The following is a 26,245-nucleotide window of genomic DNA, read 5'->3' as shown; positions in this document are numbered from 1 at the left end:
CTAAAGGACTAGAGTGCAAATTTTATACTCAGGCAGAAAGGTGTCGAATCGTTTCAAACTCAATATGACCACCAGGCACAGAATTTTTAGTCAAGAGTGATAGAGTTGAGGGTGAGAGTAGAAAGAGATAATTCCTTTTTGAGAAAGAGATGATTTCTGCGTCTTGGAATGATCGTATGTTAGGTTCTGGCCGTCACAGGACTTGCTATTTTAGGGGTGATCGGTGTGGTTATCCAGTCTGAAGGGGGAGGTGTCGACTTCAGGTAAGCATTGTGATCGTGGATCAGTGAGCCTTGCGGTAATGCATCCCAAAGAGGGCCAAGACTTTTTCGAATACGATTCTCATAAAACGAGGGAAGGTGGTGACTTTCTCCTGTAAGATACTTGAGGAGCTGTGGATCTGAATCCAGTAATCCTCGAACTTTTGTATGGTATCGGATACGCCCAAAACCTTCAGAAGACACTGCTCGCAAGCCATTCATCCATTTTGGAATGATCCCTCTATTGGCCTGGAACCTTCGAATGATTCTCGGCCACGAAAAAGCATAGCGAGACAGTTCGACCACATGATCATAGAATTCTTGCCAAGTGTAATGTTTTGGTGTCACATTCATTGATTTATTATTATCGAGAAAATGGAATGGGAACGGGAGCACACGACCTTCCCTTTGGAGCTCTAGATTGACGGGCACCGATTGTCCGAAGGCAGAGAGCAAGGAGAATGCCGGAAATGCTCCTGGGGAGCGGTCAAGAAATCGTTTCGTGAGTTCAAAGGGTTCTGGTCCTTCATCCGTGTCTAACCCCAAAATGAAATTGGTTTGGACATAGGGAATATAGCGGAGAATCATGTTGATATGGTCAGAAACCTGGTCAACTTTTTCGATGCCAATGTTTTTCCCCGTTCTTGATTTGTCCCCAAGGGAATACCACGACTCAATTCCCGGAAGCATCGCTTTAAATCCATTTTTTCGTAAGCGTGCTAAGTGGGGTTCCGATAGGAGGGACAAGGTCATTTCTGCAATAAAATCAACTTTCCTGAGCCCGATGGCTTCTTCGATTGTCGTCATGTATTCATTGAATCGAACACCAAAATTTGGATCGTGCCATGCGACTTTCGGATGACGAATCTTCTGGAGAAGAAAACGCAAGTCTTCACGAATTTGATCTGTTGGGACAGGTTCATAATCAACTTCTGAATCGATGCAGAAATTGCAGGTATACGGGCATCCTAAACTTCCGATCATCGGTACAATTTTAATTGTTGGAGCTTTGGCAATCGTGGGTTCAATATATTTCCAACGTTCTTTGACACCTGGAAGATCAACCGGCTGTTTCTTGGCCGTTAGTTGCCGGCCGAGAGGACGATAGGGCGTACAATCTTGCAACACTTCTTGAATAACGGCTTTATCGGTAAACCCAAGGACGTAGTCAAAATATTGTGCCGCATCTTGAGGGTAACTCCGTGCATGAGGACCGCCGAGTACCGTGACGGCTCCTTGACGTCGGTATAAGTTGCTGATGGCATAGGCCGTCATCGCTGAACGAGTAAAGGCTCCGATAAAAAGAAGATCCGTCTCACCTTGCAGTTCATTGTTCAAATCTTCCGTACCGGTGTAACACACAAATCGAACTGTATGACCAGCTTGTTCGCACCAGACGGCGACCACCTGAGGCATAATGCTGGCAAGGTTAGGATTCATGACGCGCGCATACATGCGCTTCGTCGGTCCTTTCGTGACGAGATCGAGTATGGTAATGCGAAGAGATTTCATGGGATCACCCTAGATGTGTTGGGGAGAGAAGGCCCTGAATGATTGAGGGTCAGAATCGAGTGGGAATCGTTGCATGCTCGGAAATGAAAGCTCTGTGCCTTTTTAAACAGTCATTCGCTTCCCGATGCCCAGAGAGATCTGACGGTATGAAGGCAATCCGCACTGTAGGTGAAGATTATGGGAGAGTCAAGGTAATGTAAATCTTTCCTAGTACTGAGCTCTCAATGCTAGAGAGGGTTTTGGTCTAATGGGTGTTTTTGTTGATCGTGTTGCACATTCACGACGCATGAAGGAACGCGAGTGCATTTGTGGAGAGCGTCATGTGCTATGCCGTTTATCAAGGGTTGTCTTCCCATCTTCACCTAAATGTCATCAGTCGGGGTCATTGTTTGACTTAATAGATCTTGCCCGTTAGCCTTAGTGAGTATGGCCAGACAATTACGGTTGGAGTATGCTGGTGCGCTATATCATGTGACGGCTCGGGGTCACGCGCAGCATGATATCTATCTTGATGACCAGGACCGTTGCCGATTTCTGAATCTCCTCGGTTGTGAAGTGAGCCAACAACATTGGCGATGCTATGCCTACTGTTTGATGAATAACCATTACCATCTCGTGCTTGAGACGCCTGAAGGGAATCTTAGTCGGGGTATGCGACGATTGAATAGTCTATACACCCAAACCTTTAATCGTCGTCATCAACAAATGGGACATGTGCTGCAAGGCCGGTTCAAGAGTATTCTTGTTGAGAAGGATGTCTATTTATTAGAGCTGTGCCGTTATATCGTGCTCAATCCGGTGCGAGCCGGTTTGGTCAAACAGGTTCAAGATTGGAAGTGGAGCAGTTATCGAGTCACGGCGGGTCGGGAGACAGCCTCGGATTGGGTGGATGTGCTTGGAATTTATCAGCTTTTTCACCGGTCAAAAGATGAGGCTCGACGGCGTTATCAGCAATTTGTGCAAGACGGTCTTGATGAGCCGTCTCCCTGGAAACATGTGCGAAGTCAGATTTTCTTAGGGACTGAGCCGTTTTTAGCCTCCATGGTGAAACTTGTGAAGAGACAACCTCTGAAGAATGGTATCCGTGCACAAACACCGCCGACTCGTTTGACGGGAAAGCAGGTGTTAACCCGGGTCGGACTGGTCTATTCCCTCAAGCCCCAGGACCTGCTTACACGGGAGCATCAGGGAGCGTATCAGTGTGCAGCCTGGTTGCTGCGGCGAGTTGCGAACGAACCGTTGAGTGTTGTCGCAGGCCGATTTGGGGTTTCTCCTTCTCGGATCTCGCACATCCAACGGACACTCGAGAGTCAAGGGCTGAGTCGTGAACAAGCAAAGGCTCATCAGTTATGTAAAGTCAAGTAATGATCCCTATAGCAAGGAGGCTATTCATTTTGAAATTCTTCATCTATTTCGTCTTGTTCCTGTTTTCTTATCCTACGCTCACCACGCAGTCATTCGCGGCAGTCGGAGATGTGAATTATATCTCTGACGAGTTGAAAGTACCGATGAGGAGTGGGCCGACTACGGGTCATCGTATTATTCATAGTGGTCTACCGAGTGGAACTCGCCTCACTGTACTCGGGACTGATGAGGAGGGTGAATTCACTCAAGTTCGAACCGACGGTGGGACGGAAGGTTGGGTGCGGTCTCAATATTTGGTTGCCGCCCCGATTGCCCGCGATAAACTTGCGGCTTCAGAGAAACGTTTTCAACGGCTTGACGCGCAAATGGCAAAAGACCGTCAGGTACATGCCAGTATTCAATCTAAGTACAAAGAAGCTGAGGCCACCAATCGGACGCTGAGTTCGCAGGTCGAATCACTGACCAAAGAGCTGAATGAACTGAAGCGAGTCTCGGCTAATCCAATCAAAGAGCATGCCCGTAATGTCGAACTGACTCAGCAGAACGAACGCTTACGTCATGATGTGAGTGAACTGACCTCTACGGTGAAACGATTGGAAGACAACGTACAACGTGATTGGCTGGTGTATGGTGGCGCTCTCGTGCTTATTGGTCTGATCTTTGGAGTGGTCATTAAAGCACGACCTCGAAAGACCAGTAGCTATTCCTCACGGTATTCGTAAGTAAGAACAACAATGGATTCCGGCATGTGTGTTGTCCTCAAGGAGTCGGATTGAATTTTGTCGACTTTGGACTCAACATATTATAGCGAATCCAAGTAAGTTCCAACCGAGGCATATCAACTAACCCCGCGAAATTACTCACTTCAAACATGCGGAAGTTATTAGAAATGGCTATAAGATACGAAGTTTATTGTGAATGATGAGGGAAGCTTCCGGGTATACCCGCACTGCCAAGGCTGTGAAGCATGGAAAGGAAAACCCCAGATTTGATTGAATCGAATAGTGTAAGAGCGGGGTTGCAAGGAGTCTTGCTGCCAATCGACGTATCACGACAGTTATTTTTACGCTATTCAATTCTCAAATTCCAATACGTAGAAATTGCTTCTTCTCATTCTAGAACCATTCGGTATCTCTTGCTACACTGGCCAGCTTTCTTCACGCCAAGCCATGTCCCAAAACATCCATTCGTAACGGGAACTGATCAGGAAGGCTTCTTCCATTCGAGCTTTTTCTGCTGAGCCAGCCGACTTTGCACAGCGGTCTACAAGCGTACGCATCCATTGAGCCACTTCAGCGAACTCTGGTGAGCCGTACATCATCAACCAATCACGGTAAGGATGAGTGGCTTTGGGGAGCCCTTTTCGTAAGAGATGTTTCCCAATTTCACAATAGATCCAGGCGCAGGGAAGTGCGACAACGGTTATTTCGCCCAGTGTGCCTTCCTGCGCCACGCTTCGCATGTGCCGGCAATAGGCATAGTTTGTTGGAGACATTGGGCTCGTTCGCATTTGTTTGGGCGATAGCTTCCAATGTTTACCATAGTTTTGATGAAGTCCACGTTCCACCGTAATCGTTTCTTCTACGAGTTTGGCAAAATGAAGGGCTGTTTCTGGGTCTCTGGCACGTTTGGCTCCAGTGGCGAATATTCTGGCGAGTTCTTCAAGATATCGGGCATCTTGCAGAATATAATATTGAAATTTTCGAGCTGGGAGCGTGCCTTTCCCTAATGCGATGACAAAGGGGTGAGTTAATTGAGCCTTCCAGATCGAGGCTGCACGTCTCCGTAATTGATCTGAGAATGTCATGAGGGAGTGTCCAGGAGGCGTCTCGCTTCTTGAAAGGCGGCCTCCATATCGGGAAGTTTCCCAAGGTCGGGCGTCACTTGCATGTACCGAAGGATGTTGTGTTGATCAACTACCATGACCGCTCTGGCTAGCACATGCGGCCCTCCCAGAAGCAGACCATGGGTTTTTCCGAATTCTCCACCACGATAATCCGATAAAAATAATACGTTATCGATGTTGGCTTCCTGTGCAAATCGTTTTTGCGCAAATGGCGTATCGACGCTGATGGTAATGAGTTGTACTTGCTGGTCGAGACCTTGGTTTTTTTCACTGAGATAGTGCGTTTGTTGTTCACAGACTTTCGTGTCGAGCGACGGCACAATATTAATGATCCGTATTGGGTTGTTGAGTCCGTTCAACGTGCTGAGTGACAAATCTTCTTTGGTCACTTGTGCTGAGCGAAGCGTATCACCCACCTCTATGGGTGCTCCCGATAATGGAAGTTCTTTCCCACGAAACAGTATGTGATTACCCTCTCCTGGGTACGCGGTTTCATAGGTGACGGGTATCTCGGTATAGGTAAATCCGTTTTCGTGTTTACCTCCCATTGTCGAGCATCCAGCAAACAACCAGAGCCCCACGAGCGCAATGAGCGTATACCAGGTCTTTATCTCAGTATTCATGTGATTCTCCATAGTGACAGGTTAAGGCTGTACGGTCTGTCGTATCATATCACGATTACGGTTTCGCTAAAAAATCTTGGATATAGGCATTAACTGATTCAGGTCTTTCCCACTGAAGAAGATGTCCGGCCTTGGGAATGAGATGCCATGTTGCCTGAGGGATCAGCTCTTGTAAGTGTTGGCCAACAGTCGGTCGGAAAACTTGATCTTCTTCTCCCCAAAGGATCAGAGTGGGCTGACGTATCTCTTGAAGGCGTGCTCCATATTGGTGCTCCCATTCATCCATATGTTCCACGAGTGAATATAAAGGCGTGAGCACGTCCACATGCATTCTGTTTTGATATGATCGTTCGATCACCGCTGGCGTTAATAATGTAACATCATACAGGATTTCTTCAAGGACCTGTCGAGTGGCCCAACGTCCAGCCATCCAATTTCCCATCTTGGCCAACCACAGGGGGGGACGGTGCTCAAGAAATCGTTGATAGAGGGATGAATGAATCGTGCCTTTGAAGGTTTGAGGAAAACCAGAGATTAAAATCAGGGATTTTACACGATGAGGTTCGGTGAGGGCCGTTGCCATGGCTAGCCCGGCTCCCATGGAATTCCCAAGTAATGTGGCTTTTTCAATGTCTAACACATTCATAAATTTGATGAAAAACGTGGTTAACATCGAAGGGGTGTAGGCGATGTTAGGCTTGGCGGACATCCCGGAACCCAAGAGATCAACGGTGATCACTCGATAGTGTGATGACAAGGCGAACTGTTGGTGTTCCCAGTTCCACATGGCTCCCCCAAAACCATGAATCAAAATAAGAGGATGCCCTGATCCTGTTTCGATATAGGCGATCTGATGGCCACCAATGTTAACGGTTCGGAGGGGTATTCGTTGAATTGATTCAATCAAAGGTGGGGGATTCGGTGTGTTCGTACACCCAGAGTGAACGATAAACGTAAAGACGACAAAGACATACCAACAACGCTTGAATTGACAGCGCACAGCTTACTCTAGTTGAATCAGCGTTTCGTCGGGATTCACTTCATCTCCTTCTTGAACAAAGATGGCTGACACCGTACCCGCAATGGGAGATTGGACGCGATTCTCCATCTTCATGGCTTCAACGACGAGTAACGAGTCTCCTGCTTCGACGGCATCACCTTGATTGACAAAAACCTTCACGACTCGTCCGGGCATGGGGGTCGTCACGTCTCCAGGTTTGGTGGGTTTTGGTCGTCCGTCCGTCGATTTTGTTTCACCATCGCTGACCGCCGCTTCCGGTCCTCCGGCTAAGACTTCTTGAAGAGGTTCAAGATAGACTTCCTCGAGTTTATCATCAACTTTGATGTAGTAGGGTTTGATCCCATCTACCGTTCGTCCCGCTCCGGATACACGGATGTGATAGGACTCTCCATGGACGGTCACCTTAAATTCAACAGGTGCAAGGTGCAGGTCGGTGGCCACAAATGGTCCGCCTTCGCCTGGTGGGTCGAGTTGTTCAGGTTTCAGCTCTCCACGTTCGCGTTCATCAAAAAACTGTAGTGCAACGGATGGCAGCATGGCATAGGAGACTAAGTCTTCAGGTGAAGCTTGTTGTTCCTTCAGCTCTTCTTTGGCATCGTCAAGTTCTGGATCGAGACTATCCGCTGGACGCCCTTTGACTGGTTGTTCTCCCTCGAGCGATTGCTTTCGAATAGACGAATTGAGTGAGCCAGGCGGTGTGCCATAAAGTCCTCGAAAATAGTTTTTGGTTTCGTTTGTGATGACCTTGTATCGTTCGCCAGTTAACACATTAAGCGTGGCCTGGGTTCCGACGATTTGACTTGATGGGGTCACCAATGGGGGATATCCCATATCCTTGCGAACACGCGGGATCTCACTGAGCACTTCTTTCATTTTATCGAGGGCATTCTGTTCTGCTAACTGTGCTGCGAGGTTTGAAAGCATGCCTCCAGGAACTTGCGACACCAAAATGTCCGTATCGACTCCCGTGAAATCACTTTCAAATTGGCGATACCGTTTGCGCACTTTTCGAAGACCATCGGCGGCTGGTGCTAAGTCTTGAAGATTTAATCCCGTATCATAGGGGGTATTCCGTAACGCGGCAATAAAGGACTCTGTTGGAGGGTGAGAGGTGCCGCCAGCCAGGGGAGACATCGCGGTATCTAGAATGTCCAGTCCTCCGAGAACGGCCATGAGGGCTGACATCGAAGCCATTCCTGAGGTGTAGTGCGTATGCAGATGAATGGGAACCCGCACGGTTGCTTTGAGGCGCGTCATGAGTTCATAGGCTTCGAATGGGGGGAGAAGCCCGGCCATGTCTTTAATGCAGATGGTATCGGTCCCAAGGTCTTCGAGTTGCTTCGCCTGTTCGACAAAATGATTAAGGCTATGCACAGGGCTCACGGTGTAGCAAATCGTCGCTTCGACATGTTTGCCACAACTTTTCGCAACTTCCATGGCATATTTCATATTTCGTATATCGTTGAGAGCATCAAAAATTCGAAACACATCAATTCCATTTTTAGCCGAGAGTTCAATGAATTTTTCTAAGACATCATCGGCATAATGTCGGTATCCGACTAAATTTTGTCCACGAAGCAGCATTTGGAGTCGAGTGTTGGGCGCTGCTTCGCGAAAGGCCCGAAGGCGTTCCCATGGGTCTTCCTTAAGAAATCGAAGGCATGAGTCAAAAGTGGCTCCGCCCCAGACTTCAAGTGACCAGAACCCGACAGAATCTAATTGTGAGGCAATTGGAAGAAGATCTTCTGTTCGCATTCGCGTGGCAAGGAGAGACTGATGTCCATCACGCAGTGCGACATCGGTAATGTGTAGCTTTCTTCCACGGGATGCCTTGAGATCAAGTTTTGTATTGTGAATGGGGTTTTTTTCAGAAGACGAACGAGCAGGTTTTGTTTTTTTTGTAGAACGAGATTTGGAAGCCATCGTACGCCTTTCACCAAAACAGAAGGTTCGTCAATGATGATGAGCCTTGTGACTTAATAATATGTTCACTCATCAGACTGTCAAAATCAGAAGGGCTAGAGTCCTTCGTAGGCAGCTATCGCTGCGGATAATGCGACTACTAAATCTTCTGGTTCAACCATTTCTTCATAGGTATACAGATCCGAATGTCCTTCAAGATAGGACGTATCAAAACGACCGGCTCGGAAGTCCGGTTCTTCCATGATTTTTGTCAGGAACGGAATGGTGGTTTTGACTCCACGGAGTACAAATTCTTCCAGCGAACGATGTGTTCGTCTGACGGCTTCGTCCCAGGTTCGCCCATGTACGGTGAGTTTTGCGAGGAGCGCATCATAATACGGGGGAACGGTATAGTCTTTATAGACCAAACCGTCAATTCGTACTCCTACTCCACCGGGAGAGAGGTAGGCGGTGACTTTTCCAGATGAGGGACGAAATCCATTTTGCGGGTCTTCAGCATTGATACGGCATTGAATCGCATAACCTTGCAGATTCACTTCATGTTGTCCGAAGACCAGGGGACGACCGGCTGCAATCCAAATTTGGGATTGGACGATGTCCACAGCGGTGATTTGTTCCGTCACGGTATGCTCAACCTGAATCCGTGGATTCATTTCGATGAAATAATAGCGACCATCAGGATCGAGTAAAAACTCGATCGTGCCGGCGTTGTAAAATTGAGCCGCACGCGCCAGAGAGATCGCGGCTTCTCCCATCTCAGCTCGTAAGCGGGGGGTGAGAATGAGCGACGGTGCAATTTCAATGAGTTTTTGATGACGCCGTTGAATGGAGCAATCACGTTCTCCTAGATGGATGACGTAGCCATTTTTGTCGGCAAGCAGTTGAAACTCAATGTGATGTGGACGCTCGACATATTTCTCAAGAAATAATTCGCCATTGCCGAAAGCCGCTAAGGCTTCACGTGCACCAGCTTCCATGGCCTCTTTGAGCTCATCATCAGATCGAACCACTCGAAGACCACGGCCGCCTCCTCCTGCGCTGGCTTTCACCATAACGGGATACCCGATTCGTTGCGCAAATGTGATACCCTCTTCGACGCTGGAGGCTGGACCATCAGTCCCAGGGACAACAGGAACTCCGACTTGCTTCGCCAATTCACGCGCTTTAACCTTATCCCCTAATAATTCAAGAGAGTGGGGTGACGGCCCTATGAAGGTAATACCCGCTTCTTCGCATAAGGTGGCGAATTGCGCATTTTCAGCCAGAAAGCCATAGCCGGGATGAATGGCATCGGCATGAATTCGCTTAGCGAGACGCACGATTTGCTGAGCATCCAGGTAGCCTTTTACGGGACCGGGCCCGACAAGATACGCTTCGTTCGCCTTTTTGACGTAAATGCCGGTCGCGTCACTTTCTGCGTAAATAGCTGCGGTCGCAATGCCTAATTCACGGCAGGCGCGTATGATCCGCATCGCAATTTCGCCTCGATTGGCCACAAGAATTTTTCTAAACATAAGGTTCGTGTACTTTGTATCAATTAGGCAACGATAAAAGATGTCATGGTCTTACTGTGATAAAACAAGCCGTGCATGATTGTTCAATCGGTCTTGCCTTCATTCAGGTTCGTTCGTATCAAGAGGATAATAGTGATTCGTCTTCACGATACGTTGGCCTTCCGGAGACAGGGAAAATTGTTCAAAGGCTAAGGTTAGCGGCGTTGGATCCTTCCCGGTGGTGAAGATCACCGGTCGCTGAAGCGGATAGGTCTTGTCCAGTACTGTTTGATATTCGGGCTCAACCTTATCGACAAAAATGAGATTGATGGCGACCCCGTCTTCCTTCGCGCGCAATGCCGGTGTCATTGAAACAAAAGTGATGGCTGCCAAGTCCCCTGTCACGATATTGATAGCATGTCGTTCTTGGTCCACGACTTTGGCTGAGCGGGAAATTCGTGTAATGCCTAACACATCAACCAATCCTTGTCGAATGTTTTGATTGTCGGTTCGACTCACCAGCCTAATCTTCATTTCTGGTGCTTCTTCGTAGACCTGAGACCAGTAGAGAATTTCTCCTGAAAAAACCCCGGCGATCTGTGTGAGGGTCATTTCAGAGACAGGATTTGAAAAATTCGTCAGTATGGCAATCCCGTCACGAGCAACGGGGGTCGAACGAAGGTGTGGTGCAGGATACCCCGTCACCCCTATATCGGTCTCCCGTAACTCGACTGTTCGTATGGGTTTCGCGTTTTCATGCCAGAAGACATCAACTGAAACCGAAAAATGTTTTTCTTCAAAGGCTTTAGCCAAATTTGCAACCAAGTGCTGTTCCGGACCATTTCCTGTGATCAGAATGGTTCCAGATAAGTCTGAATCGTTTTGAGATGGTGATTCGGCAAATAGCGTCCCCGTCCAGACAACACAGGCAAGCAAGAGGTTGATGATGAAAAGGAATATTTTCACAACAACACCCTTATTCCAAATCGACCGCTCATTCCTAAAAGGTGAAATATGATGCGAGGCGCTTTTTTTGGTTTTTGGCAACTCATTATTTAAATGATCAACAGAAACCCGCGGAATAATTCCTGTTTTCAGGCATAAATGTCAAGCCAAGAAGCAATAACCTGGAGCCTGTACGAACGTCTTCTTTTTGCCTCGATGATGATGAACGAATTTGGGCGAACGTCGCATCATCGGGATACACGTTCGTCAAAATCGTACCTTGCACCAGTTTATGCTGAATCGCCAGGGGTTGTTGCGCCGGGCGGGGGGATAGGCATAGCACGTTGCCCAATCAGTGGGGGGAGCTTTGAAAACTTGCTGGCTCGCTCATCTAACATATTATAAGCTTTCATTTCCGCAAACCCTGTCTTATGTGTTCCCACGACTTTTGAGGCAAAGGCAGACATGAGCCTCCGACTTTTGGTCGCATTGCATTTCGGACACACAGTTTCTTCGGCATTAGCACTGAGTGGCTGCATGATTTCATACTGATTTTCACAAGCCTCACACAGATATTCGTATGTTGGCATAATAAACCCTCCTTCGGCTTTTCGGGATAGAAAATGTCAGTTCAGCCATTGAATGTTATTCAACGCGCCGGAAAATTATTATTGTCGAGTTATAATTGGTTTCACTATTATACAGAATGAATAGGAAGCGTCGCTATGGCTTGCCTCGAAACAGTTTTCAGTTGTATTGTAGGCGAGAATCTTGACATTTTCAAAGTCAAACCATTACTTTACGAGGTTTGAATTTTATGGAACTCTACCAGAACGAGAAGGAGGCGTGCCATGCCGGTGCTCATTCGGAAGTACAAGCTAGCTAGCGGTCTGATGCAAGAAGAACGTATTGATGAACAAGATCGTATTGACCGCTATTTTAGACTGTTACATCGTGATGATGTGAAAAAACTGCAAGCCGGGGAAAAGGTTATTGTTGAAAAGGATGAGTGGCAACTTTTAGCGGACTAAGGTTTAGATGACTCAAAACATTATCTCTCAAACATTTATTGCGTTATGAATTATTGGATCCATGTGAAACATGCTCTTGACCAGGCGATGCTTCATCGCGAGCGTTGTCTGGAAATTCCGTCGATGACCGGACGCGCTGACTTCTGGGAAGGCGGATGGTTTGAGTATCCCAATAGGGAAACCGCGCTTGAAGAGCTAGAAAATACAGGGCTGAGCCGACTCGTACATTGTCCTATTTGCAAACCATAGGGATATGTTTCTGATTTTTTCCTGAAAAACTTTCACTGCCACCGGTTTCCTCAAACAAGATCCCCATGCTTCTCTAATTCCTTTTCCTCTTACCAGAACAATTATGGCGCAGAAATTTGGAAATTTTCGCTGGGTGAAAGAGGGGTATTTGGACAGTCGAATTCAAGGAGTCGTTGTTGGCCAAATGATGTTTGCAGGTTTAGGTCTTATCGATTTTTGTCTCTCAGGACAATTTACCGGAGAAATTAGTGGGAAGGTCATTCGATTTCAGAATTCAAAATTTATTGATGATGCCAGAGCTATTGATTCTCTTGCTGATTTGGAGAATCCACAGATCGGAAAGGTGAGCCTTATCTCCTTTGACCCTCATCCCTTACTGCCACCCCATCCGTATATAGAATGGTTTTCGCAGCACGAGGACCATTATCGTATCGAATTAGAGCCAGATGATGCTCAGATCGTCTCAAGTGAACAACTTCAGGAGATTAATGAAATCAGTCAATCCATGCTTGAGCGCCTTCAACCTTTTTTGAAATGAGTGGGGGGACGTTTTGCATGATCATAATATCGACGCGTGGCGAAAACGATAAGAGACCACTCCTTTTATATTCGGTCTTCACAGAATACATGATTTAAAGAGTCAACGAATGGTTTCGTTGACAGCCTAGAGGGGCACTCGTAAAATACCCGCCATGAATGATCGCTTTCTTCGAGCCTGTCGACGTGAACCTGTCGACCGAACGCCTGTCTGGTTTATGCGTCAAGCAGGTCGCTACATGAAGGAATATCTCGAAGTTCGGAAGCGTCACTCCATTCTTGACGTCTGTAAAACACCTGAATTAGCCACGGAAGTGACTCTTCAGCCGATTGAACGGTTTTCCCTGGATGCGGCCATTATTTTTGCTGATATCCTTCTTCCGTTAGAAGCCATGGGGCTGAACTTGGAGTTCATTGAAAGCAAGGGGCCAGTGTTTCATAATCCTGTTCGTTCGGATGCTGATGTCGAACGGCTTATCCCAGTTGATGGGGAATCGTTTGGATATGCTGGTGCCGCGATTGCCATGACACGAAAGGCTCTTGCCAATCGTGTTCCGCTCATTGGTTTTGCTGGTGCTCCGTTTACCCTCGCCAGCTATGCCATCGAAGGTGGAAGTTCTCGCGATTATCGCCTGACAAAAGATATGATGTTTGCCCGACCAGATCTCTGGCATGCCTTACTCACCAAGTTGTCGAATGGCGTGATTGAATATTTGCAGGTGCAAATTCATGCCGGGGCCCAGGCCATTCAATTGTTTGATAGTTGGGTTGGGTGTTTGAGTCCTGACGATTATGAAGAATATGTGTTGCCGCATACGCAACGAATTTTTACGGCTTTGGCGTCAGCTGGAGTGCCTAAAATTTATTTTGGAACCGGCACGGCCACCCTGCTTCCGTTAATGCGAAAGACTGGCTGTGATGTGATGGGCCTCGATTGGCGTGTCCGACTCGATGAAGCCTGGGCAACCATTGGCTATGATCTGGCTGTACAAGGGAATCTTGATCCTCTTGTGCTTGGGGCTCCCGTGAAAGAAATTGAGAAACGAGTTCGGAAAATTTTGCAACAAGCTAATGGGCGAGACGGTCATATTTTTAACCTCGGTCATGGGATTCTCCCTCATATCCCCGTTGATGCTGTCGAAGCGACGATAGACATTGTCCATCAATTCAGTACGCGTGAGGTCGAGGTCTAGATCTTCAGCGTACCCCGGCGACATTAACTCCCACTTCGTTTGTATCCTGGTTCGTAGGGAACGGTATGGTTTTCCTTGTGAGTCAGGCCTCACTCCTATAAGGGGTTATTTCATCATATGAGTCAATCTGTACGTCGTATCGTCATTGTCGGAGGCGGCATCTCAGGCCTTGCGACGGCGTTCGCGCTCCAAGAGGAAAGTCAACGGCTATGTTTTCCCATCGACTGTACCATTCTCGAAGGACATCATCGTTTCGGAGGAAAAGTTCTGACGCATCATGTTGATGAATTTGTCATAGAAGGGGGCCCGGATTCATTTTTAACATCCAAGCCCTGGGCGTTAGAGTTGTGTGAGAAGCTCGGTCTTTCCGACCAATTGATCAATACCAAAAGAGAAAATAGCCAAACCTTTTGTTTTACCAAAGGGCAGATGCGAGAATTGCCTCAGGGATTGCTTGCTTTTGCGCCGACACGCCTCAGTGCACTTGTGTCCGGTGGTTTGATTTCACCATTGGGCATGCTTCGAATGGGATGGGAGTGGTTTGTGCCACGTTCCACTAATGTGGAACATGATGAATCGTTAGCCTCGTTTTTTCGTCGAAGACTTGGAGCTGAGGCGTTTGATTACTTTCTTGAACCTCTGGTTGCTGGGATTTATGCCGGTGATGCGAATGAGTTAAGTTTGAAATCTACCTTTCCACGATTTTATGAGCTTGAGCAGCAGTATGGGAGTTTGATCAAAGGCATGCGAACTCAGCACGCACACTCAATGTCCCGATCCGCAACGCAGAAGCCTCAACGCACTATGTTTACAACTCTTCGCGGTGGACTTGGCGACCTCATTCATGCACTTGTCAAACAGATCGAATCCAATGGAGCTTCCCTGTTCACAGGAAGGCACGTTCTTGAAATTGCGCCAAATAGAGCAACGCTTCCTGCCGGCTATACCGTCGTTCTCGATAACCAGGAAAGGGTTATCGCGGATGACGTGATATTGGCGACTCCGGCTTACGTCAGTGCCAAACTGCTTGAGCCGTTGCACCCTCAAGTGTCTTCGCTACTCAATCAAATTCCATATTGTTCGACGGCAACGATTTCTCTCGCCTTTCCGGAGCACGAAGTGAAGAAGGAGATACAAGGCTTTGGATTTGTCGTGCCTCGAATTGAAGGGCGGTCATTGATTGCGGCAACCTGGACATCCTTAAAGTGGCCGAATCGAGCAAAGCCTGAGCATGTATTGATTCGATGTTATGTGGGGGGTAAAGGTCGGGAAGCAATTCTAGAAGAAAGCGATGCCGCCATGGTGACTTACGTACGGGAACAATTACGTGAAATAGTCGGCATCTCGTGTGAACCGTTATTCACTGAAGTCTACCGATGGGACCGGGCGATGCCACAGTATGTCTGCGGTCATTCGAAACGACTTCAGGAGATTCGCTCCGTGATGAATGATCTTCCAGGCATCCATCTCACCGGAGCGGCTTTTGAAGGTCTCGGCATCCCTGATTGCATTCGTGACGGGACGCGAGTTGGTGCAGACGTGGTTCGATTGTATCAATGAACGGATGGCTGGGAATATCCGATCATCAGAATATAGAAGAACCGTCTCAGCGTGGAGGGCAACCTTTGAATACAGGTCTGGTTCGTGCCCATATTCTTGTGGAGGGACGCGTTCAAGGCGTAGCCTATCGAGCGTTTACTCAGCAACAAGCCAATAGTCTCAATCTTCATGGATGGGTACGAAATCTTCCTGGTGGACAAGTGGAATCCGAAGTGGAAGGACGTCTTTCAGCCGTGGAGGCTTTTCTCAATGCCTTGCGCCAAGGACCGTCTCTCGCTCACGTCGAGCACGTTCATGTTGAATGGACTTCTGTGATTAATGATGTAGACGAATTTAGAATTCTTCGGCCTTAAGGCCGATTCATCGTTAAGTTCGTTGCCGTCAATGGCCTTGAAATATCACTGTTTCGTATTGATCGCACGCGAAGTGGTCTCTTTTTGTGTCTAATGAGGAATCCGTCCGAGAAACACGTGTGGTGTGTGAGAACGGGAGGCAATGTACGATGATGAAAAACAACGGTAGACATAACTTATTCTATCGAGCATGATATGCGGAACAAAAAGGTCTTATAACATGGATTACAAATCAATTATTCGTGAAGTTCCCGATTTCCCCAAGCCTGGAATCCTTTTCTATGACATCACGACGCTTCTAAAAGATGCAAAGGCTTTTCAAGCGATTATCGATGAATTCACCGACTACTACGTGTCGGCCAATATTTCAAAAATTGTCGGAATAGAGTCACGTGGCTTTATTTTTGGGAGCCCGTTAGCCTATCGGCTCAATGCGGGGTTTGTGCCTGTGCGAAAGCCTGGAAAATTGCCTGCTGATGTCTACGAGGTCAAATATAACTTAGAGTATGGATCTAATTCGCTGGCCATTCACCGGGATGCCATTGTTCCTGGTGAACGGGTGTTGGTTGTGGACGACCTCTTAGCCACAGGAGGGACGGCTGCGGCCACGGTCCATCTCATTCGTCAATTAGGCGGAGAAATTGTTGACGTCGCATTTCTTGTTGAACTCGCGTTCTTGGCAGGCAGGGAGAAACTTCACGATTGTTCGATACATTCACTCATCACGTACTCATGACCCCTCTATTTGCCTGATGGATAAATTTTGCTAAGATCACCCTCCCATTTCGGTTTGCAGGGTTAAGACGATCTTTCGTTTTCGATGCCTGTAAAACGCTTCGGCCAGAAAGGGCGCTGATGTATGGCTTCAAAAGTTCAGAAAAAAAAGAGTGTCTCTCGCACAACCAAAGGCAAAAAGAGTCCTCCTCCTAAGAAAGTTGTTTCAAAAAAGAAGACGACCGCAAAGCCTGCGTCCCAAAAATCCAGTGCGACCTCTAAGTCCAGTGCCTCAAGAAAGTCATCGGCCTCAGTCAAAAAAGTGACTCGTCGTTCAGCACAGTCTTCTTCTCCCCCAAAAAAGGAAGCTTCAAAATCATCTCAAAAGGACACTATGAAAAAAGAGTCAAAAACCATACATCCAAGTACGACCAAAGGTCGCAAAGCGACGCTTCGAAAGATTTTACTTGCGAAACGTGATGCCATTACACAAGCCATTAAACAGCAGTTGGGGCAATCGTTGACGGAAGAACAGCAACGACGGTTAGAATCTGCCATGGATAGCGGCGATCAAGCACTTGTTGATTTGGACAGAGAAATGGGGATTTCTCTTCAAGAAATGAGAAATAAAGAACGTCGGCAAATTGAGGAAGCGCTGGTCAGCCTGGAAGAAGGCACCTATGGTATGTGTGCCGAATGTGGAGAAGAGGTCAGTGAGAAGCGGCTGCAGGCACTCCCGTTTGCACGTTTGTGTGTGGCTTGCCAAACCAATCGGGAGCTCATGGAGAAAATCGAACGGGCTGAACAGCGTTCCTGACCATTGGCTTGTGCTTGTGCAAACGTTTTGTCATCATTATCCGGGTTTTCTTTATGCGTCATTTCAGTATCTTATATGTTGTGAATTCTTGGTCATACGAACGTAAACGTTGTCCTGACAAACTGCAACAGCTTCATGTCCAATAGCAACGCGATCATTTTGGCGAGTGGTGGGCTTGATTCAACCGTCACCGCGGCGATTGCCAAGTCTGAGGGGTGTGATCTCTACCTGCTAACAATTTTCTATGGGCAACGTCATCGAATTGAAGTCACTCGCGCTGCAAGTATCGCGACGTGGCTCCAGGCCAAAGAGCACAAAATCATTGAGCTCGATCTTCGTGCGTTTGGAGGGTCGGCGCTTACGGAAGACCTAGAGGTTCCGAAACAGCAGTCGCTGAATGCTCGTCAGGCGGGAATTCCTATCACCTATGTGCCTGCTCGCAATATCATATTTTTAAGTCTTGCGTTGGCCTATGCGGAAGTGACCCATGCGACGCGTATCTACTTTGGTGCGAATGTTCGTGACTATTCAGGATATCCTGACTGTCGGCCAGAATTTGTTGAGGCCTTTGTTAAGGTTGCACGGCTCGGAACCCAAAGAGGTGTTGAAGATGAATCCATTGATATTCTCACACCACTGATGATGATGACCAAGGCGGAAATCATTCAAAAAGGTCTGGAACTTGAGGCCCCATTACACCTCACACATAGTTGTTATGCACCCCATGCAGATGGACGAGCGTGCGGGGAGTGTGATAGTTGTCTCTTTCGTCAAGAAGGATTTCAAATGGTTGGCATGGACGATCCATCAGTGTCAAAATATCACGAACCTCAGATCCAACAGCCTCAAGATTGATGAGATGAAGAACCGTATTCGAAAATCTTTATTAAAGCGCAACCTGGGTTTGGTGTTGGTGATGACATGTCTTCTTTTGTTTTCTGGGTGTTCAGAAGCCAAGACTGACGTGAGTCATGAAGGCCATGACGCCTCAGAGTCGCCTGCCGTGATGATCAAGACCGATCAGATGCCGACCGAGTTAACGAAGGGAGAGGATTTATTCAACGACAATTGTGCCCGCTGTCATGGCCCGCAAGGCAGTGGAACGAATCAAGGCCCGGCACTCGTTCATAAAATTTATGAGCCTAATCATCATGCTGATTTTGCCTTTCAGCGGGCTGCAGCGCAGGGCGTTCGCGCGCATCATTGGAAGTTTGGCAATATGCCTAAAATCGAGAGTGTGACTCCTGAAGACGTCACAGAAATTATTCGTTATATTCGTTGGTTACAGCAACAAGCCGGAATTTTTTAAGCGATCTACCCTTTCGTGGAGTCCTTCCACATGCAGCCTTTCTAAGCACTCAGCAAGTAGCTGTTCTTAGTGAAAGATCTGTCGAGTCACGGCATTGTCTTTTCTAATGCCAGAACGAGATCTTGAATCCGATTGAATCCCTCCTGCCAAAAATTTTCTGAACGAATGTTGACCTTAAGCGGTTTCAGCAGTGATTCAGGACTGGCGGAACCACCGGCTGACAAGAGCTTAAGATACTTCGGGAGGAATGATTGCCCTTCTTGTTTATACCGTTGATACAGAGCTAAGACGAGCAAATTGCCAAAGCTGTAGGCATAGCAATAAAACGGACTGGAATAAATATGCGGAATGCCTAACCATTCCCACTGAAATTCTTTCGAAACGTGAATGGCGCGTCCGAATTGTTCACGGAGGAGTTGCAGATACGCCTGTGCAAGAGCGTCAATCGTTGTTCCATCGGCGATCAAGTCATGAGCGAGCCGCTCAAACTCTACAAAGTAAGCTTGCCGAAGAATTGTGGCATAGAGATCGTCAAGTTGCGTCATGAGGAGTGCTTGTTTCGACTTGACCTTTCGTTCGTGACTTAAAAAATTCTCTGACAACAGTTGTTCGCCAAAAATTGACGCGGTTTCCGCAAGAGGGAGCGATGAATGAAAGGTCAGCACCGAATGCTGATGGGCGAGCATGCCATGCACGGCATGACCAAGTTCATGTGCAAGGGTTGAGACGTCCCGTGGCTGGCCATTGAAATTCATGAGGACATAAGGCGTGAGGCGGGGAGTGACACTGTAACAAAATGCTCCCCCCATCTTTCCTGGACGAATTTGTGCATCAAGATGCCGTTCCTCGATGACGCGTGTTGCCAGTTGTGCGACTTCAGGAGAAAAGTGTTGATACGACTCCTTGACCATCTTCCACGCTTGTGGAAACGAGTATTCTGTTGAAGACGTCTGAAGTGGCGCATACAGATCATAACGCGTAAACATTTTTTTCTTAAGAAGTTTGGCTTTGAGACGAAAATAGTGCTGGAAAATTTTGGCATTCTTTCGGCACGTATTAAGAAGAGCCGTCACGGCTTGATCGGGAACATCATTGGCCATATTTCGAACAGCGATTGGTGTCCGATGCTGGCGAAGTGTGACGCCTTCATTTTTCCAATCCAACACCAGTGATTTATACATTTCCCCAAGCATGTCGCGATGATCCGAGTAGACACGGAACAATTCTTGATAGGCGGCCTGTCGACGTTGGGCTGAGGCGTGGCGGACATGGGTGGTTAACTCTTCACGTGTCAGAGTCTGAACTTTTCCATCAACTTTAAGGGAGAACTTAAATCCCGTCGTCAAGACCCCATACAACATTTCAATGGCACTTCGACCGGTACTGTCTTTCACCGTAATGACTTGTTCTTCGGATTCGCTCAGGGTATGAGGTTTTAAGCGCGTGAGCATGTCGAGATAATACTGAAGGGATCCTGCTTGAAGAAGATGGGATTTTGCGTGGCGAGAAGCGAGCCCCTGCCACCAAAGGTCTAAGAAGAGGATTCGATTGTCAAACTTCGTGAGCCGTTCACGAACCTTAGCTTGGAAGGCTCGTGATGATTGTTGTTGCGTATTCTCCGCAAACCAAAGAAAAGAAAAGGCATAGAGGATCGCTGAAGTTTCAGCAATGGACTCTTTCAACTGATAGGCCTGCTCAAAGAGTGTTGAGGAGACATCCTGTTTCAATCGAGGCCGTAGTCGTTCAAGTTGACGCACTTGGCGTTCCTGCTTGCGGCATAAAGTTTCAAAATCCTTGTCCGGTTGAGCAAGAAGATCAGACAATGTCCAACGTGGAGCGGCCTGAGATTTTGATGACGTTTTACTCATTCGTGCTCCTTATAACTCTGACGAGATACAGAGTGAATAAACAGTGAGCGAAATGTGGTTGGAGTGCTTCACCATGGAATATGAATTTACGGCTCTCGAAAATGCAGTGCCGAATGTTCAACTGGTGAGAGATCGTTAATCATCAATACGCGAGGAACTAATCTCTTCATACCAGAATTGAGAGGATGGTACAACTGTTTGAAACGTCATGAAGCCTTTTGACCGGTAAAGGATTGGATAAATGAATTCGTGGGAATCGTTTTCCGTATACAGAGAGAAAGCGATATGTGGGTCGCTCAACTGATTGTCCTAAATCTTGTATAATACAGGATGGCCAAATCTTGGTAGCACGGGATAGAGCAAACCATCGTATTGAGTGAGTGTGAATATTTGAGTGGCAGCCAACAACCAGAAGGATAATGACACGTTAATGTTTAGCCAGATATTGGTTCCTCCGTCCCTTATACTTTTCAAGGGGCCGATTTTCCTGGCCGCTCTGACGTGGTGAGTTTACTTCGGCAACAGATCTATTAATAAAAGGAATATATTCTATGAATAATTATACGTGTCATTGCAGTAATACCTTATTTTTTGAAAACACCCGATGTGTGGCATGCAATTCAGATGTTGGCTGGTGTCCAGCATGTCAACGATTAACCGGTTTAATCCTAGCACCCAACGGAACCTTTCAGTGTGGGTTTAGGGAGTGCCAGGCCTTACTCGTTAAATGTCATAATTATGAAGTCGAACATGTGTGCAATCGCTGTCTTGTTGCGAACACCAATGAAATGTCTCGTACAGGTTTGTGCGATTATTGTCGCTATAACGACACGATTCCTGATCTTTCTGTGGAGGGGAATCGAGAACGTTGGTATCGACTTGAAGCAGCCAAAAGACGTCTCCTATATACGTTGGACTTTTTAGGTTTGTCTTATGGCAAAGCGGAGGATGGGATTCAGCCAGCACTTTCATTTGACTTTAAGGCTGATACGAATTTTTCCGGCAATCAATGGAAACCCATGGGAGATCATGAACAGGTCTATACAGGCCATGACCATGGTAAAATTACGATCAATCTTCAGGAAACAGAAGATGTGGAGAGGGAAAAACTACGCGTCTCTTTTGGGGAGGCCCATCGAACCATCGTTGGGCATTTTCGACATGAGATTGGGCATTATTACTGGGAAATGTTGATAGAAAACAAAGAAGAAGAGGGCTTTATTCGGTTATTCGGGGACTACCAAAACCCGACCTATTCGGAAGCGTTAGAACGATATTATCAGGAAGGGCCTCCCAATAATTGGCAAGAGAATTTCATCAGTGCCTATGCGACGATGCACCCGTGGGAAGATTTTGCGGAAACTTTTGCGAAATATCTGGCCATGGTAAGCGTCCTGGATACGGCGAGGCACAACTTCGCAGAAGTTGGTATCGATCCTACACAGGCTGAATTCATGACGATGATAAAATCTTATCAAAACTTGGGCACAATGCTGAACGAAATGAATCGTGCCATGGGTTTGATTGATCTGATGCCAGAAGTTCTTGTTCAACCCGTCATAGAAAAGTTGCAATTTATTCATCAGATACTATCGGCCGCACGAGCAGGAGCATCGTTTCAAGCTAGCAATCATCTTTAGGCAATCTTCTGTTCTAAGAAATTTGATAGTGCTTAATGAGTTGGCTTTGCGTGAGGCAGGGAATGTTGTGAGTCGTTAGCTAGAGATCAGTGTCCTCTCATTTTATTGATGCCCTGTTCGTGCCTCATTTGTCCATTCGATGGTTGAAGGGTTCGAAAAGTATCAGAGAACCCTTCTCTTTGTCTGTTGTAGTCCAAACAATTGTGATCCCGTCTGTGTATAGACTGCTCAAGCCTTATACACTGAAAAATGTTCTCTTCGAAGAAAAGTAGGGCTGGCTCGATAGATAAAAACCGTTGATGCTACGCATCAAGTTTTTAGAGGAGGGATGAAAACCAATACTACAGAAGCAGATGGATTCTTGAGTGTAATATGGAGCTGGCGAGAGGAATTGAACCCCCGACCGGCGGTTTACAAAACCGCTGCTCTACCAACTGAGCTACGCCAGCTCTCGGTAGATTATACTTACCCTTTCGAGAAGTGTCCACTGAATACCCACGACGCGGAATGATCATTCGTTCCTGATGCAGAGTGACCACCTTACGGCCGGCTTCGGCCAAATCTTGGACATTGACGATGTTATTAAGGTCGAACACCTCCCGAGTTCTGTGTCCAGTAATTTTCATTGCGATTTTTCTGGCCCCCAAGCCCTGACGAGATTTCGCAAGGCTGTCCGGCGAAAGTCATGATAAGTGTGTGTGATTTCGGTGCATCAGGACATATTTTCTGATGAAATTTCACAGGATCGCATTCTGACTCTGACACAGCCGAGTTGCCAGGTCAGGTGAATGTTTTTTAGCCGACGCTTGTTGAAATTTGTTCCCGTCAATTCTTGGACATGGAGAATGACTGTCTTTATCCCAGATTGACAGGATTTCATACCATTCATTCTCCCATTAACTCCATCTACGATTAGCCCGTCTTCGAATTGTCCAGGACAATTTCATGTTCACGCTAGCTTGCAAGATGTCTAATAATCCTTTCATTGGACTTAAGCCATCCTCAATATAAGACATGGGGTCAGCTTTCCGTCAATCTTGAAGAGAACAAAGGCTTCAGTCGACTTAATAGTCTATGCTCGGGTCATCCTGACTCCTAGTAGACTTTCGGATTTGAGGTTACAAATGGACCTTAGGGAAAGAGGATCGATTCGCATGGATATGGCCTTCGTTGCATGAGTCTCACCCATCTGATTCTGTATACTACACGACTTAATGGGAACTAGATGTGACTCTATCTGCCAGTGGATCAGCATGGGAGCGCCGTGGACTTCCTTCTCAGTGCAAAACGAGATCAGGCTGCGGCTACATGGTTTCTGTGCAAAGTTGTTGGTCGCTTGGCGGTGACCGACGAACCTCTGCTTTTCTTTTCGGTGGTGCGACGAGAAATGATATCGCAGATTGGTCAGTTTCTGCCGAATCATCCTATTCATTCTTTGCAGGACATCTAGAGCTGATTGCAGGGAGATTCTGGTTCAGAGAATATGAGGCAGGAGACAAACTCTTGCCGTGGTCTTAGTCAGTGTTCGGAAGAATAAAGGAGGCAATGATGAAGGGGCATATTAAAGCATGGACATTCTTAGCACTGGCATGGATTATGGCAATCTCTTTGGGCTGTGGTGCCTTGCAAGCTCGTCCTGATACACCTCTCGTTCCCATTTCCTCATTCGAGCAGGTGGCGGGCACATAGGAGGGGGTGAGTAAACGTCTACCTGACATGCGTGACGACGCCTGGGTTATTCTGATCATCAGTGAAAAAGGGTTCTTTAAATTCGCTAGTAATCGTGAAACGGAGTTGTTGTTGGGAACCGGCACATTAACGATCCTAGAGGGGCGAGTGTTTGCGAAGACTGGCACTGGAACCGCTACCTTTACGCTCCACGATAAGGTGGACAACTTAGTCTTAGTGGTCGAAGCGTCTCTCAATGATGGCCTCCATTATTATCTTGAGATGACCCGATGAGGTAGACATACTCACTATATGGACATATGGAACTATTTCAGGTGTGCCAAACCAAAATTTGATGACGGTTTTGGGCCGAATAACTTTCCGTTTTCCGAGCGTTAAAAAGAGCTGTTCTTTGAGATCCGACCAGTTCCCCACAATGCTTCGGACCGTCTTGGAACGAACCGGGCTCAGGACACATTTTCGGTAGTTGATCAGCGTCGACGCAGTATAGCGTCATGAACCGTCGTCCAAGGTGTATCAACTTGCGATTCAGCGAACAAAGCTATAGACGTGGGAATTCCTTTTCGTCTCCTTTAATTTGTGGGATGTGGTTCTGATGAATTTTGATGAGTTGCTGGAGATCTTGTGGAAGTAATCAAAAGAGAGGTTTGGCCGTGAGCCAACAGCACACGGTGATTCTGGTCGGTGCCGGCCATGCCCATTTGTATGTTGTCGCCCATGCCGAGACGCTCGTCGAGCGTGGGGCGCGAGTGGTGTTGGTCGATCCAACAGAATTCTGGTACTCCGGTATGGCCACTGGAATGTTGGGGGGGATGTATGAGCCTGTGGCGGATCAAATTGATCCCCGACCGTTGATAGAAGCCCACGGTGGCGAGTTTATTCAGGCTCGTGTTGAGTCTGTGGATTCCCGAGCCCGTCAGCTTCACTTGGCCGATGGCGGTGTTCTGGCTTTTGACTATGTGTCCATTAATGTCGGCAGTCAGGTGGATGTGAACGCTATCCCCGGTGCGGCGAACGATCCGAGCGTCTGGTCGGTCAAACCTGTTGCCAAATTGTGGAAGCTGCGTGAGCATTTGGAGGCTAAATTTCGTGAGCGCGAGACGTTGCGGATCGTAGTGGTTGGCGGCGGGCCTACGGGTTCTGAGGTGACGGCCAATTTGATTGCTTTAGCCGCACGCCATGATAGCGATCTTCGGCTAAGCCTCGTCACCAATGGCGATCGGCTTATCCCAGATGCCCCTGCTGGCGCAGCAAGAGCACTTCAGCGGAAGTTGACGCGACGCGGGGTAGTCATCCGCACGCAAACCCAAGTCGTCCGTCGCGAGGGAGAATTATTGATTGCCGAAGATGGTAGCCTCATCGAGGCTGATATTGTCGTCCTGGCAATCGGACTTGAAGCCCATCCGCTTGTGCATAAGACCGGCCTACCGACCCGTCCCAAGGACGGCCTTCGAATCAACGCCATGTTGCATTCGATCGCTGATGAACGGGTGTTCGCGGCCGGTGATTGCGCCTCTATGGAAGGTTTTAATCTGCCCAAACTTGGTGTGTTTGGTGTGCGCCAGGCTGCCTATATCCATGCAAACCTGCTGGCCAGCTTGGAAAGTAAACCACTAGCCGAATACGAACCCCAAAAACGCTATCTCGCCATCCTCAACCTCGGCGACGGCACCGCATTGTCAACGTGGGGGCCGTTTTGGTGGAACGGTCGTTCCAGCATGTGGTTGAAACACTGGATCGATCATCGCTTTCTCGAAGACTACCGGTAGCATCACGGCAACACATACAAGTATGAGAAGAAAATTCCATGACTGTGATGAGAGCGAGACCATCATTCGAGTAAACAGGTGAATCGTATTGCTTCGTTCTTTCAGGTGAGTGTTCAATGCCTACGAAGGCAAAGCTTTCCGTTTTCGACCACGAACTGTTTTGGGACGCGAACCGTGAGGGTCTCGGCGATCTGATGCCTCCAGGCTATCCAGGTATTGAAAAAGGGACGCTGGCAAAGAGATTGCGAGGGGTGTGAACCATTCGGCTGGAAACCAGCCGCATTTTTTAGGAGAGTGTCTTTACAATATTGCGGTCTGAGCGTTCAACACCCATGGGAAGTAAGGACGCAGGCCGATCCCGGTCAGTCCTGTTTGAAGCATCTTGGGGCTTCAGTTGGAGAGCACGGGGAGGCGATATCGCTTGTCCTGGGCGAGACTGTGCCGCCGCTGATTCAGGATAGACTATTGGCTGAGGCCGTGTCTCAAGTGATTGCGTTCGCTGTTCGGTGGTGAGGTTTAAATGCAACT

27 protein-coding genes, 1 tRNA gene and 1 pseudogene are annotated in these 26,245 nt (G+C 47.6%); 19 read left to right on the top strand and 10 right to left on the bottom strand.

The annotated features are described in order from the left end of the window. Window positions 1-179: 179 nt before the first annotated feature. Window positions 180-1,772, bottom strand: a complete 1,593-nt coding sequence (locus tag ACWQXP_RS07545) for a B12-binding domain-containing radical SAM protein (protein WP_454062213.1) — start codon at window positions 1,770-1,772, stop codon at window positions 180-182. Between the two features lie 426 nt (window positions 1,773-2,198). Between ACWQXP_RS07545 and ACWQXP_RS07540 the strand changes: the two genes are divergently transcribed. Beyond that, on the top strand, window positions 2,199-3,137 hold the full coding sequence (locus ACWQXP_RS07540; RefSeq protein ID WP_454062212.1) for an REP-associated tyrosine transposase: 939 nt from the start codon (window positions 2,199-2,201) through the stop codon (window positions 3,135-3,137). A 29-nt stretch (window positions 3,138-3,166) separates the two neighbouring features. After that, window positions 3,167-3,859: a TIGR04211 family SH3 domain-containing protein gene (locus ACWQXP_RS07535; RefSeq protein ID WP_454062211.1), complete on the top strand. Its 693-nt coding sequence runs from the start codon at window positions 3,167-3,169 to the stop codon at window positions 3,857-3,859. A 416-nt stretch (window positions 3,860-4,275) separates the two neighbouring features. On the opposite strand, the gene tenA is transcribed toward ACWQXP_RS07535, so the two are convergent. The 7 genes from tenA to ACWQXP_RS07500 form a co-directional block, all read right to left on the bottom strand. Continuing rightward, window positions 4,276-4,944: a thiaminase II gene (gene tenA / locus ACWQXP_RS07530; RefSeq protein WP_454062210.1), complete on the bottom strand. Its 669-nt coding sequence runs from the start codon at window positions 4,942-4,944 to the stop codon at window positions 4,276-4,278. After that, window positions 4,941-5,606 carry a thiol peroxidase gene (gene tpx, locus ACWQXP_RS07525; protein WP_454062209.1) on the bottom strand — a complete coding sequence of 222 codons (666 nt, stop codon included), beginning with the start codon at window positions 5,604-5,606 and terminating at the stop codon, window positions 4,941-4,943. Before tpx ends, tenA begins: the two co-directional genes overlap by 4 nt. Before the next feature lie 55 nt (window positions 5,607-5,661). Beyond that, on the bottom strand, window positions 5,662-6,513 hold the full coding sequence (locus ACWQXP_RS07520; RefSeq protein WP_454062208.1) for an alpha/beta fold hydrolase: 852 nt from the start codon (window positions 6,511-6,513) through the stop codon (window positions 5,662-5,664). Between the two features lie 96 nt (window positions 6,514-6,609). Beyond that, a complete protein-coding gene (gene oadA / locus ACWQXP_RS07515) occupies window positions 6,610-8,550 on the bottom strand; it encodes a sodium-extruding oxaloacetate decarboxylase subunit alpha (RefSeq protein ID WP_454062207.1) in 1,941 nt (646 codons plus the stop codon). A gap of 95 nt (window positions 8,551-8,645) precedes the next feature. Next, on the bottom strand, window positions 8,646-10,064 hold the full coding sequence (locus tag ACWQXP_RS07510) for an acetyl-CoA carboxylase biotin carboxylase subunit (protein WP_454062206.1): 1,419 nt from the start codon (window positions 10,062-10,064) through the stop codon (window positions 8,646-8,648). 99 nt (window positions 10,065-10,163) lie between these two features. Beyond that, window positions 10,164-11,009, bottom strand: a complete 846-nt coding sequence (locus tag ACWQXP_RS07505) for a substrate-binding domain-containing protein (protein ID WP_454062205.1) — start codon at window positions 11,007-11,009, stop codon at window positions 10,164-10,166. Window positions 11,010-11,278: 269 nt separating this feature from the next. After that, complete coding sequence (locus tag ACWQXP_RS07500; RefSeq protein WP_454062204.1) at window positions 11,279-11,578, bottom strand: FmdB family zinc ribbon protein; 300 nt, start codon at window positions 11,576-11,578, stop codon at window positions 11,279-11,281. Between the two features lie 261 nt (window positions 11,579-11,839). On the opposite strand from ACWQXP_RS07500, the gene ACWQXP_RS07495 reads away from it, so the two are divergent. From ACWQXP_RS07495 to ACWQXP_RS07450, 10 genes are all read left to right on the top strand, one after another. Further along, entirely contained in the window at window positions 11,840-12,019 is a 180-nt protein-coding gene (locus ACWQXP_RS07495; RefSeq protein ID WP_454062203.1) for a hypothetical protein, read from the top strand. Window positions 12,020-12,082: 63 nt separating this feature from the next. Further along, window positions 12,083-12,268, top strand: coding sequence for a hypothetical protein (locus ACWQXP_RS07490; protein ID WP_454062202.1), 186 nt, complete (start codon window positions 12,083-12,085; stop codon window positions 12,266-12,268). A gap of 103 nt (window positions 12,269-12,371) precedes the next feature. After that, window positions 12,372-12,806, top strand: coding sequence for a hypothetical protein (locus ACWQXP_RS07485; protein ID WP_454062201.1), 435 nt, complete (start codon window positions 12,372-12,374; stop codon window positions 12,804-12,806). Window positions 12,807-12,960: 154 nt separating this feature from the next. Next, a complete protein-coding gene (gene hemE, locus ACWQXP_RS07480; RefSeq protein ID WP_454062200.1) occupies window positions 12,961-13,998 on the top strand; it encodes a uroporphyrinogen decarboxylase in 1,038 nt (345 codons plus the stop codon). Window positions 13,999-14,115: 117 nt separating this feature from the next. Next, a complete protein-coding gene (gene hemG, locus ACWQXP_RS07475; RefSeq protein WP_454062199.1) occupies window positions 14,116-15,558 on the top strand; it encodes a protoporphyrinogen oxidase in 1,443 nt (480 codons plus the stop codon). After that, entirely contained in the window at window positions 15,555-15,911 is a 357-nt protein-coding gene (locus tag ACWQXP_RS07470; protein WP_454062198.1) for an acylphosphatase, read from the top strand. Before hemG ends, ACWQXP_RS07470 begins: the two co-directional genes overlap by 4 nt. A 220-nt stretch (window positions 15,912-16,131) precedes the next feature. After that, the gene (locus tag ACWQXP_RS07465) at window positions 16,132-16,647 is read left to right on the top strand and encodes an adenine phosphoribosyltransferase (RefSeq protein WP_454062197.1); all 516 of its coding nucleotides are present in this window, start codon (window positions 16,132-16,134) and stop codon (window positions 16,645-16,647) included. A 123-nt stretch (window positions 16,648-16,770) separates the two neighbouring features. Continuing rightward, on the top strand, window positions 16,771-17,442 hold the full coding sequence (locus tag ACWQXP_RS07460) for a TraR/DksA family transcriptional regulator (RefSeq protein ID WP_454062196.1): 672 nt from the start codon (window positions 16,771-16,773) through the stop codon (window positions 17,440-17,442). Window positions 17,443-17,577: 135 nt separating this feature from the next. Further along, window positions 17,578-18,297, top strand: coding sequence for a 7-cyano-7-deazaguanine synthase QueC (queC, locus tag ACWQXP_RS07455; protein ID WP_454062195.1), 720 nt, complete (start codon window positions 17,578-17,580; stop codon window positions 18,295-18,297). A gap of 4 nt (window positions 18,298-18,301) precedes the next feature. After that, the gene (locus ACWQXP_RS07450) at window positions 18,302-18,751 is read left to right on the top strand and encodes a c-type cytochrome (RefSeq protein WP_454062194.1); all 450 of its coding nucleotides are present in this window, start codon (window positions 18,302-18,304) and stop codon (window positions 18,749-18,751) included. Between the two features lie 86 nt (window positions 18,752-18,837). Here ACWQXP_RS07450 and ACWQXP_RS07445 read toward each other — a convergent pair whose 3' ends face one another. Then, window positions 18,838-20,619: a M3 family oligoendopeptidase gene (locus tag ACWQXP_RS07445; RefSeq protein ID WP_454062193.1), complete on the bottom strand. Its 1,782-nt coding sequence runs from the start codon at window positions 20,617-20,619 to the stop codon at window positions 18,838-18,840. Between the two features lie 551 nt (window positions 20,620-21,170). Here ACWQXP_RS07445 and ACWQXP_RS07440 point away from each other — a divergent pair. Further along, on the top strand, window positions 21,171-22,259 hold the full coding sequence (locus ACWQXP_RS07440; protein ID WP_454062192.1) for a zinc-binding metallopeptidase family protein: 1,089 nt from the start codon (window positions 21,171-21,173) through the stop codon (window positions 22,257-22,259). Window positions 22,260-22,632: 373 nt separating this feature from the next. On the opposite strand, the gene ACWQXP_RS07435 is transcribed toward ACWQXP_RS07440, so the two are convergent. Then, a tRNA-Thr gene (locus ACWQXP_RS07435) sits at window positions 22,633-22,708 on the bottom strand. Between the two features lie 782 nt (window positions 22,709-23,490). On the opposite strand from ACWQXP_RS07435, the pseudogene ACWQXP_RS07430 reads away from it, so the two are divergent. The 6 genes and pseudogenes from ACWQXP_RS07430 to ACWQXP_RS07405 form a co-directional block, all read left to right on the top strand. Beyond that, a pseudogene (locus ACWQXP_RS07430) lies at window positions 23,491-23,622 on the top strand (DDE-type integrase/transposase/recombinase); the annotation flags it as partial. Between the two features lie 182 nt (window positions 23,623-23,804). Beyond that, on the top strand, window positions 23,805-23,948 hold the full coding sequence (locus ACWQXP_RS07425; protein ID WP_454062191.1) for a hypothetical protein: 144 nt from the start codon (window positions 23,805-23,807) through the stop codon (window positions 23,946-23,948). Window positions 23,949-23,954: 6 nt separating this feature from the next. Beyond that, window positions 23,955-24,221: a hypothetical protein gene (locus ACWQXP_RS07420; protein ID WP_454062190.1), complete on the top strand. Its 267-nt coding sequence runs from the start codon at window positions 23,955-23,957 to the stop codon at window positions 24,219-24,221. Window positions 24,222-24,553: 332 nt separating this feature from the next. Then, a complete protein-coding gene (locus ACWQXP_RS07415) occupies window positions 24,554-25,717 on the top strand; it encodes an NAD(P)/FAD-dependent oxidoreductase (protein WP_454062189.1) in 1,164 nt (387 codons plus the stop codon). Window positions 25,718-25,833: 116 nt separating this feature from the next. Next, a complete protein-coding gene (locus ACWQXP_RS07410) occupies window positions 25,834-25,974 on the top strand; it encodes a hypothetical protein (protein WP_454062188.1) in 141 nt (46 codons plus the stop codon). 37 nt (window positions 25,975-26,011) lie between these two features. Then, on the top strand, window positions 26,012-26,230 hold the full coding sequence (locus ACWQXP_RS07405) for a hypothetical protein (protein ID WP_454062187.1): 219 nt from the start codon (window positions 26,012-26,014) through the stop codon (window positions 26,228-26,230). Window positions 26,231-26,245: the final 15 nt, after the last annotated feature.

Source organism: Candidatus Nitrospira salsa (assembly GCF_965152625.1).
The sequence above is the reverse complement of the archived record's forward strand: the minus strand, read 5'-3'. Positions and strand labels throughout refer to the sequence as shown.

Excerpts from the sequence above, each read along its gene's own strand:
- ACWQXP_RS07545 (WP_454062213.1), bottom strand. The coding sequence starts at position 1,772 with ATGAAATCTCTTCGCATTACCATACTCGATCTCGTCACGAAAGGACCG.
- ACWQXP_RS07540 (WP_454062212.1), top strand. The coding sequence starts at position 2,199 with ATGGCCAGACAATTACGGTTGGAGTATGCTGGTGCGCTATATCATGTG.
- tenA (WP_454062210.1), bottom strand. The coding sequence starts at position 4,944 with ATGACATTCTCAGATCAATTACGGAGACGTGCAGCCTCGATCTGGAAG.
- tpx (WP_454062209.1), bottom strand. The coding sequence starts at position 5,606 with ATGAATACTGAGATAAAGACCTGGTATACGCTCATTGCGCTCGTGGGG.
- oadA (WP_454062207.1), bottom strand. The coding sequence starts at position 8,550 with ATGGCTTCCAAATCTCGTTCTACAAAAAAAACAAAACCTGCTCGTTCG.
- ACWQXP_RS07510 (WP_454062206.1), bottom strand. The coding sequence starts at position 10,064 with ATGTTTAGAAAAATTCTTGTGGCCAATCGAGGCGAAATTGCGATGCGG.
- ACWQXP_RS07500 (WP_454062204.1), bottom strand. The coding sequence starts at position 11,578 with ATGCCAACATACGAATATCTGTGTGAGGCTTGTGAAAATCAGTATGAA.
- ACWQXP_RS07495 (WP_454062203.1), top strand. The coding sequence starts at position 11,840 with ATGCCGGTGCTCATTCGGAAGTACAAGCTAGCTAGCGGTCTGATGCAA.
- ACWQXP_RS07485 (WP_454062201.1), top strand. The coding sequence starts at position 12,372 with ATGGCGCAGAAATTTGGAAATTTTCGCTGGGTGAAAGAGGGGTATTTG.
- hemE (WP_454062200.1), top strand. The coding sequence starts at position 12,961 with ATGAATGATCGCTTTCTTCGAGCCTGTCGACGTGAACCTGTCGACCGA.
- hemG (WP_454062199.1), top strand. The coding sequence starts at position 14,116 with ATGAGTCAATCTGTACGTCGTATCGTCATTGTCGGAGGCGGCATCTCA.
- ACWQXP_RS07470 (WP_454062198.1), top strand. The coding sequence starts at position 15,555 with ATGAACGGATGGCTGGGAATATCCGATCATCAGAATATAGAAGAACCG.
- ACWQXP_RS07465 (WP_454062197.1), top strand. The coding sequence starts at position 16,132 with ATGGATTACAAATCAATTATTCGTGAAGTTCCCGATTTCCCCAAGCCT.
- ACWQXP_RS07460 (WP_454062196.1), top strand. The coding sequence starts at position 16,771 with ATGGCTTCAAAAGTTCAGAAAAAAAAGAGTGTCTCTCGCACAACCAAA.
- queC (WP_454062195.1), top strand. The coding sequence starts at position 17,578 with ATGTCCAATAGCAACGCGATCATTTTGGCGAGTGGTGGGCTTGATTCA.
- ACWQXP_RS07450 (WP_454062194.1), top strand. The coding sequence starts at position 18,302 with ATGAAGAACCGTATTCGAAAATCTTTATTAAAGCGCAACCTGGGTTTG.
- ACWQXP_RS07445 (WP_454062193.1), bottom strand. The coding sequence starts at position 20,619 with ATGAGTAAAACGTCATCAAAATCTCAGGCCGCTCCACGTTGGACATTG.
- ACWQXP_RS07440 (WP_454062192.1), top strand. The coding sequence starts at position 21,171 with ATGAATAATTATACGTGTCATTGCAGTAATACCTTATTTTTTGAAAAC.
- ACWQXP_RS07425 (WP_454062191.1), top strand. The coding sequence starts at position 23,805 with ATGATGAAGGGGCATATTAAAGCATGGACATTCTTAGCACTGGCATGG.
- ACWQXP_RS07415 (WP_454062189.1), top strand. The coding sequence starts at position 24,554 with ATGAGTTGCTGGAGATCTTGTGGAAGTAATCAAAAGAGAGGTTTGGCC.
- ACWQXP_RS07410 (WP_454062188.1), top strand. The coding sequence starts at position 25,834 with ATGCCTACGAAGGCAAAGCTTTCCGTTTTCGACCACGAACTGTTTTGG.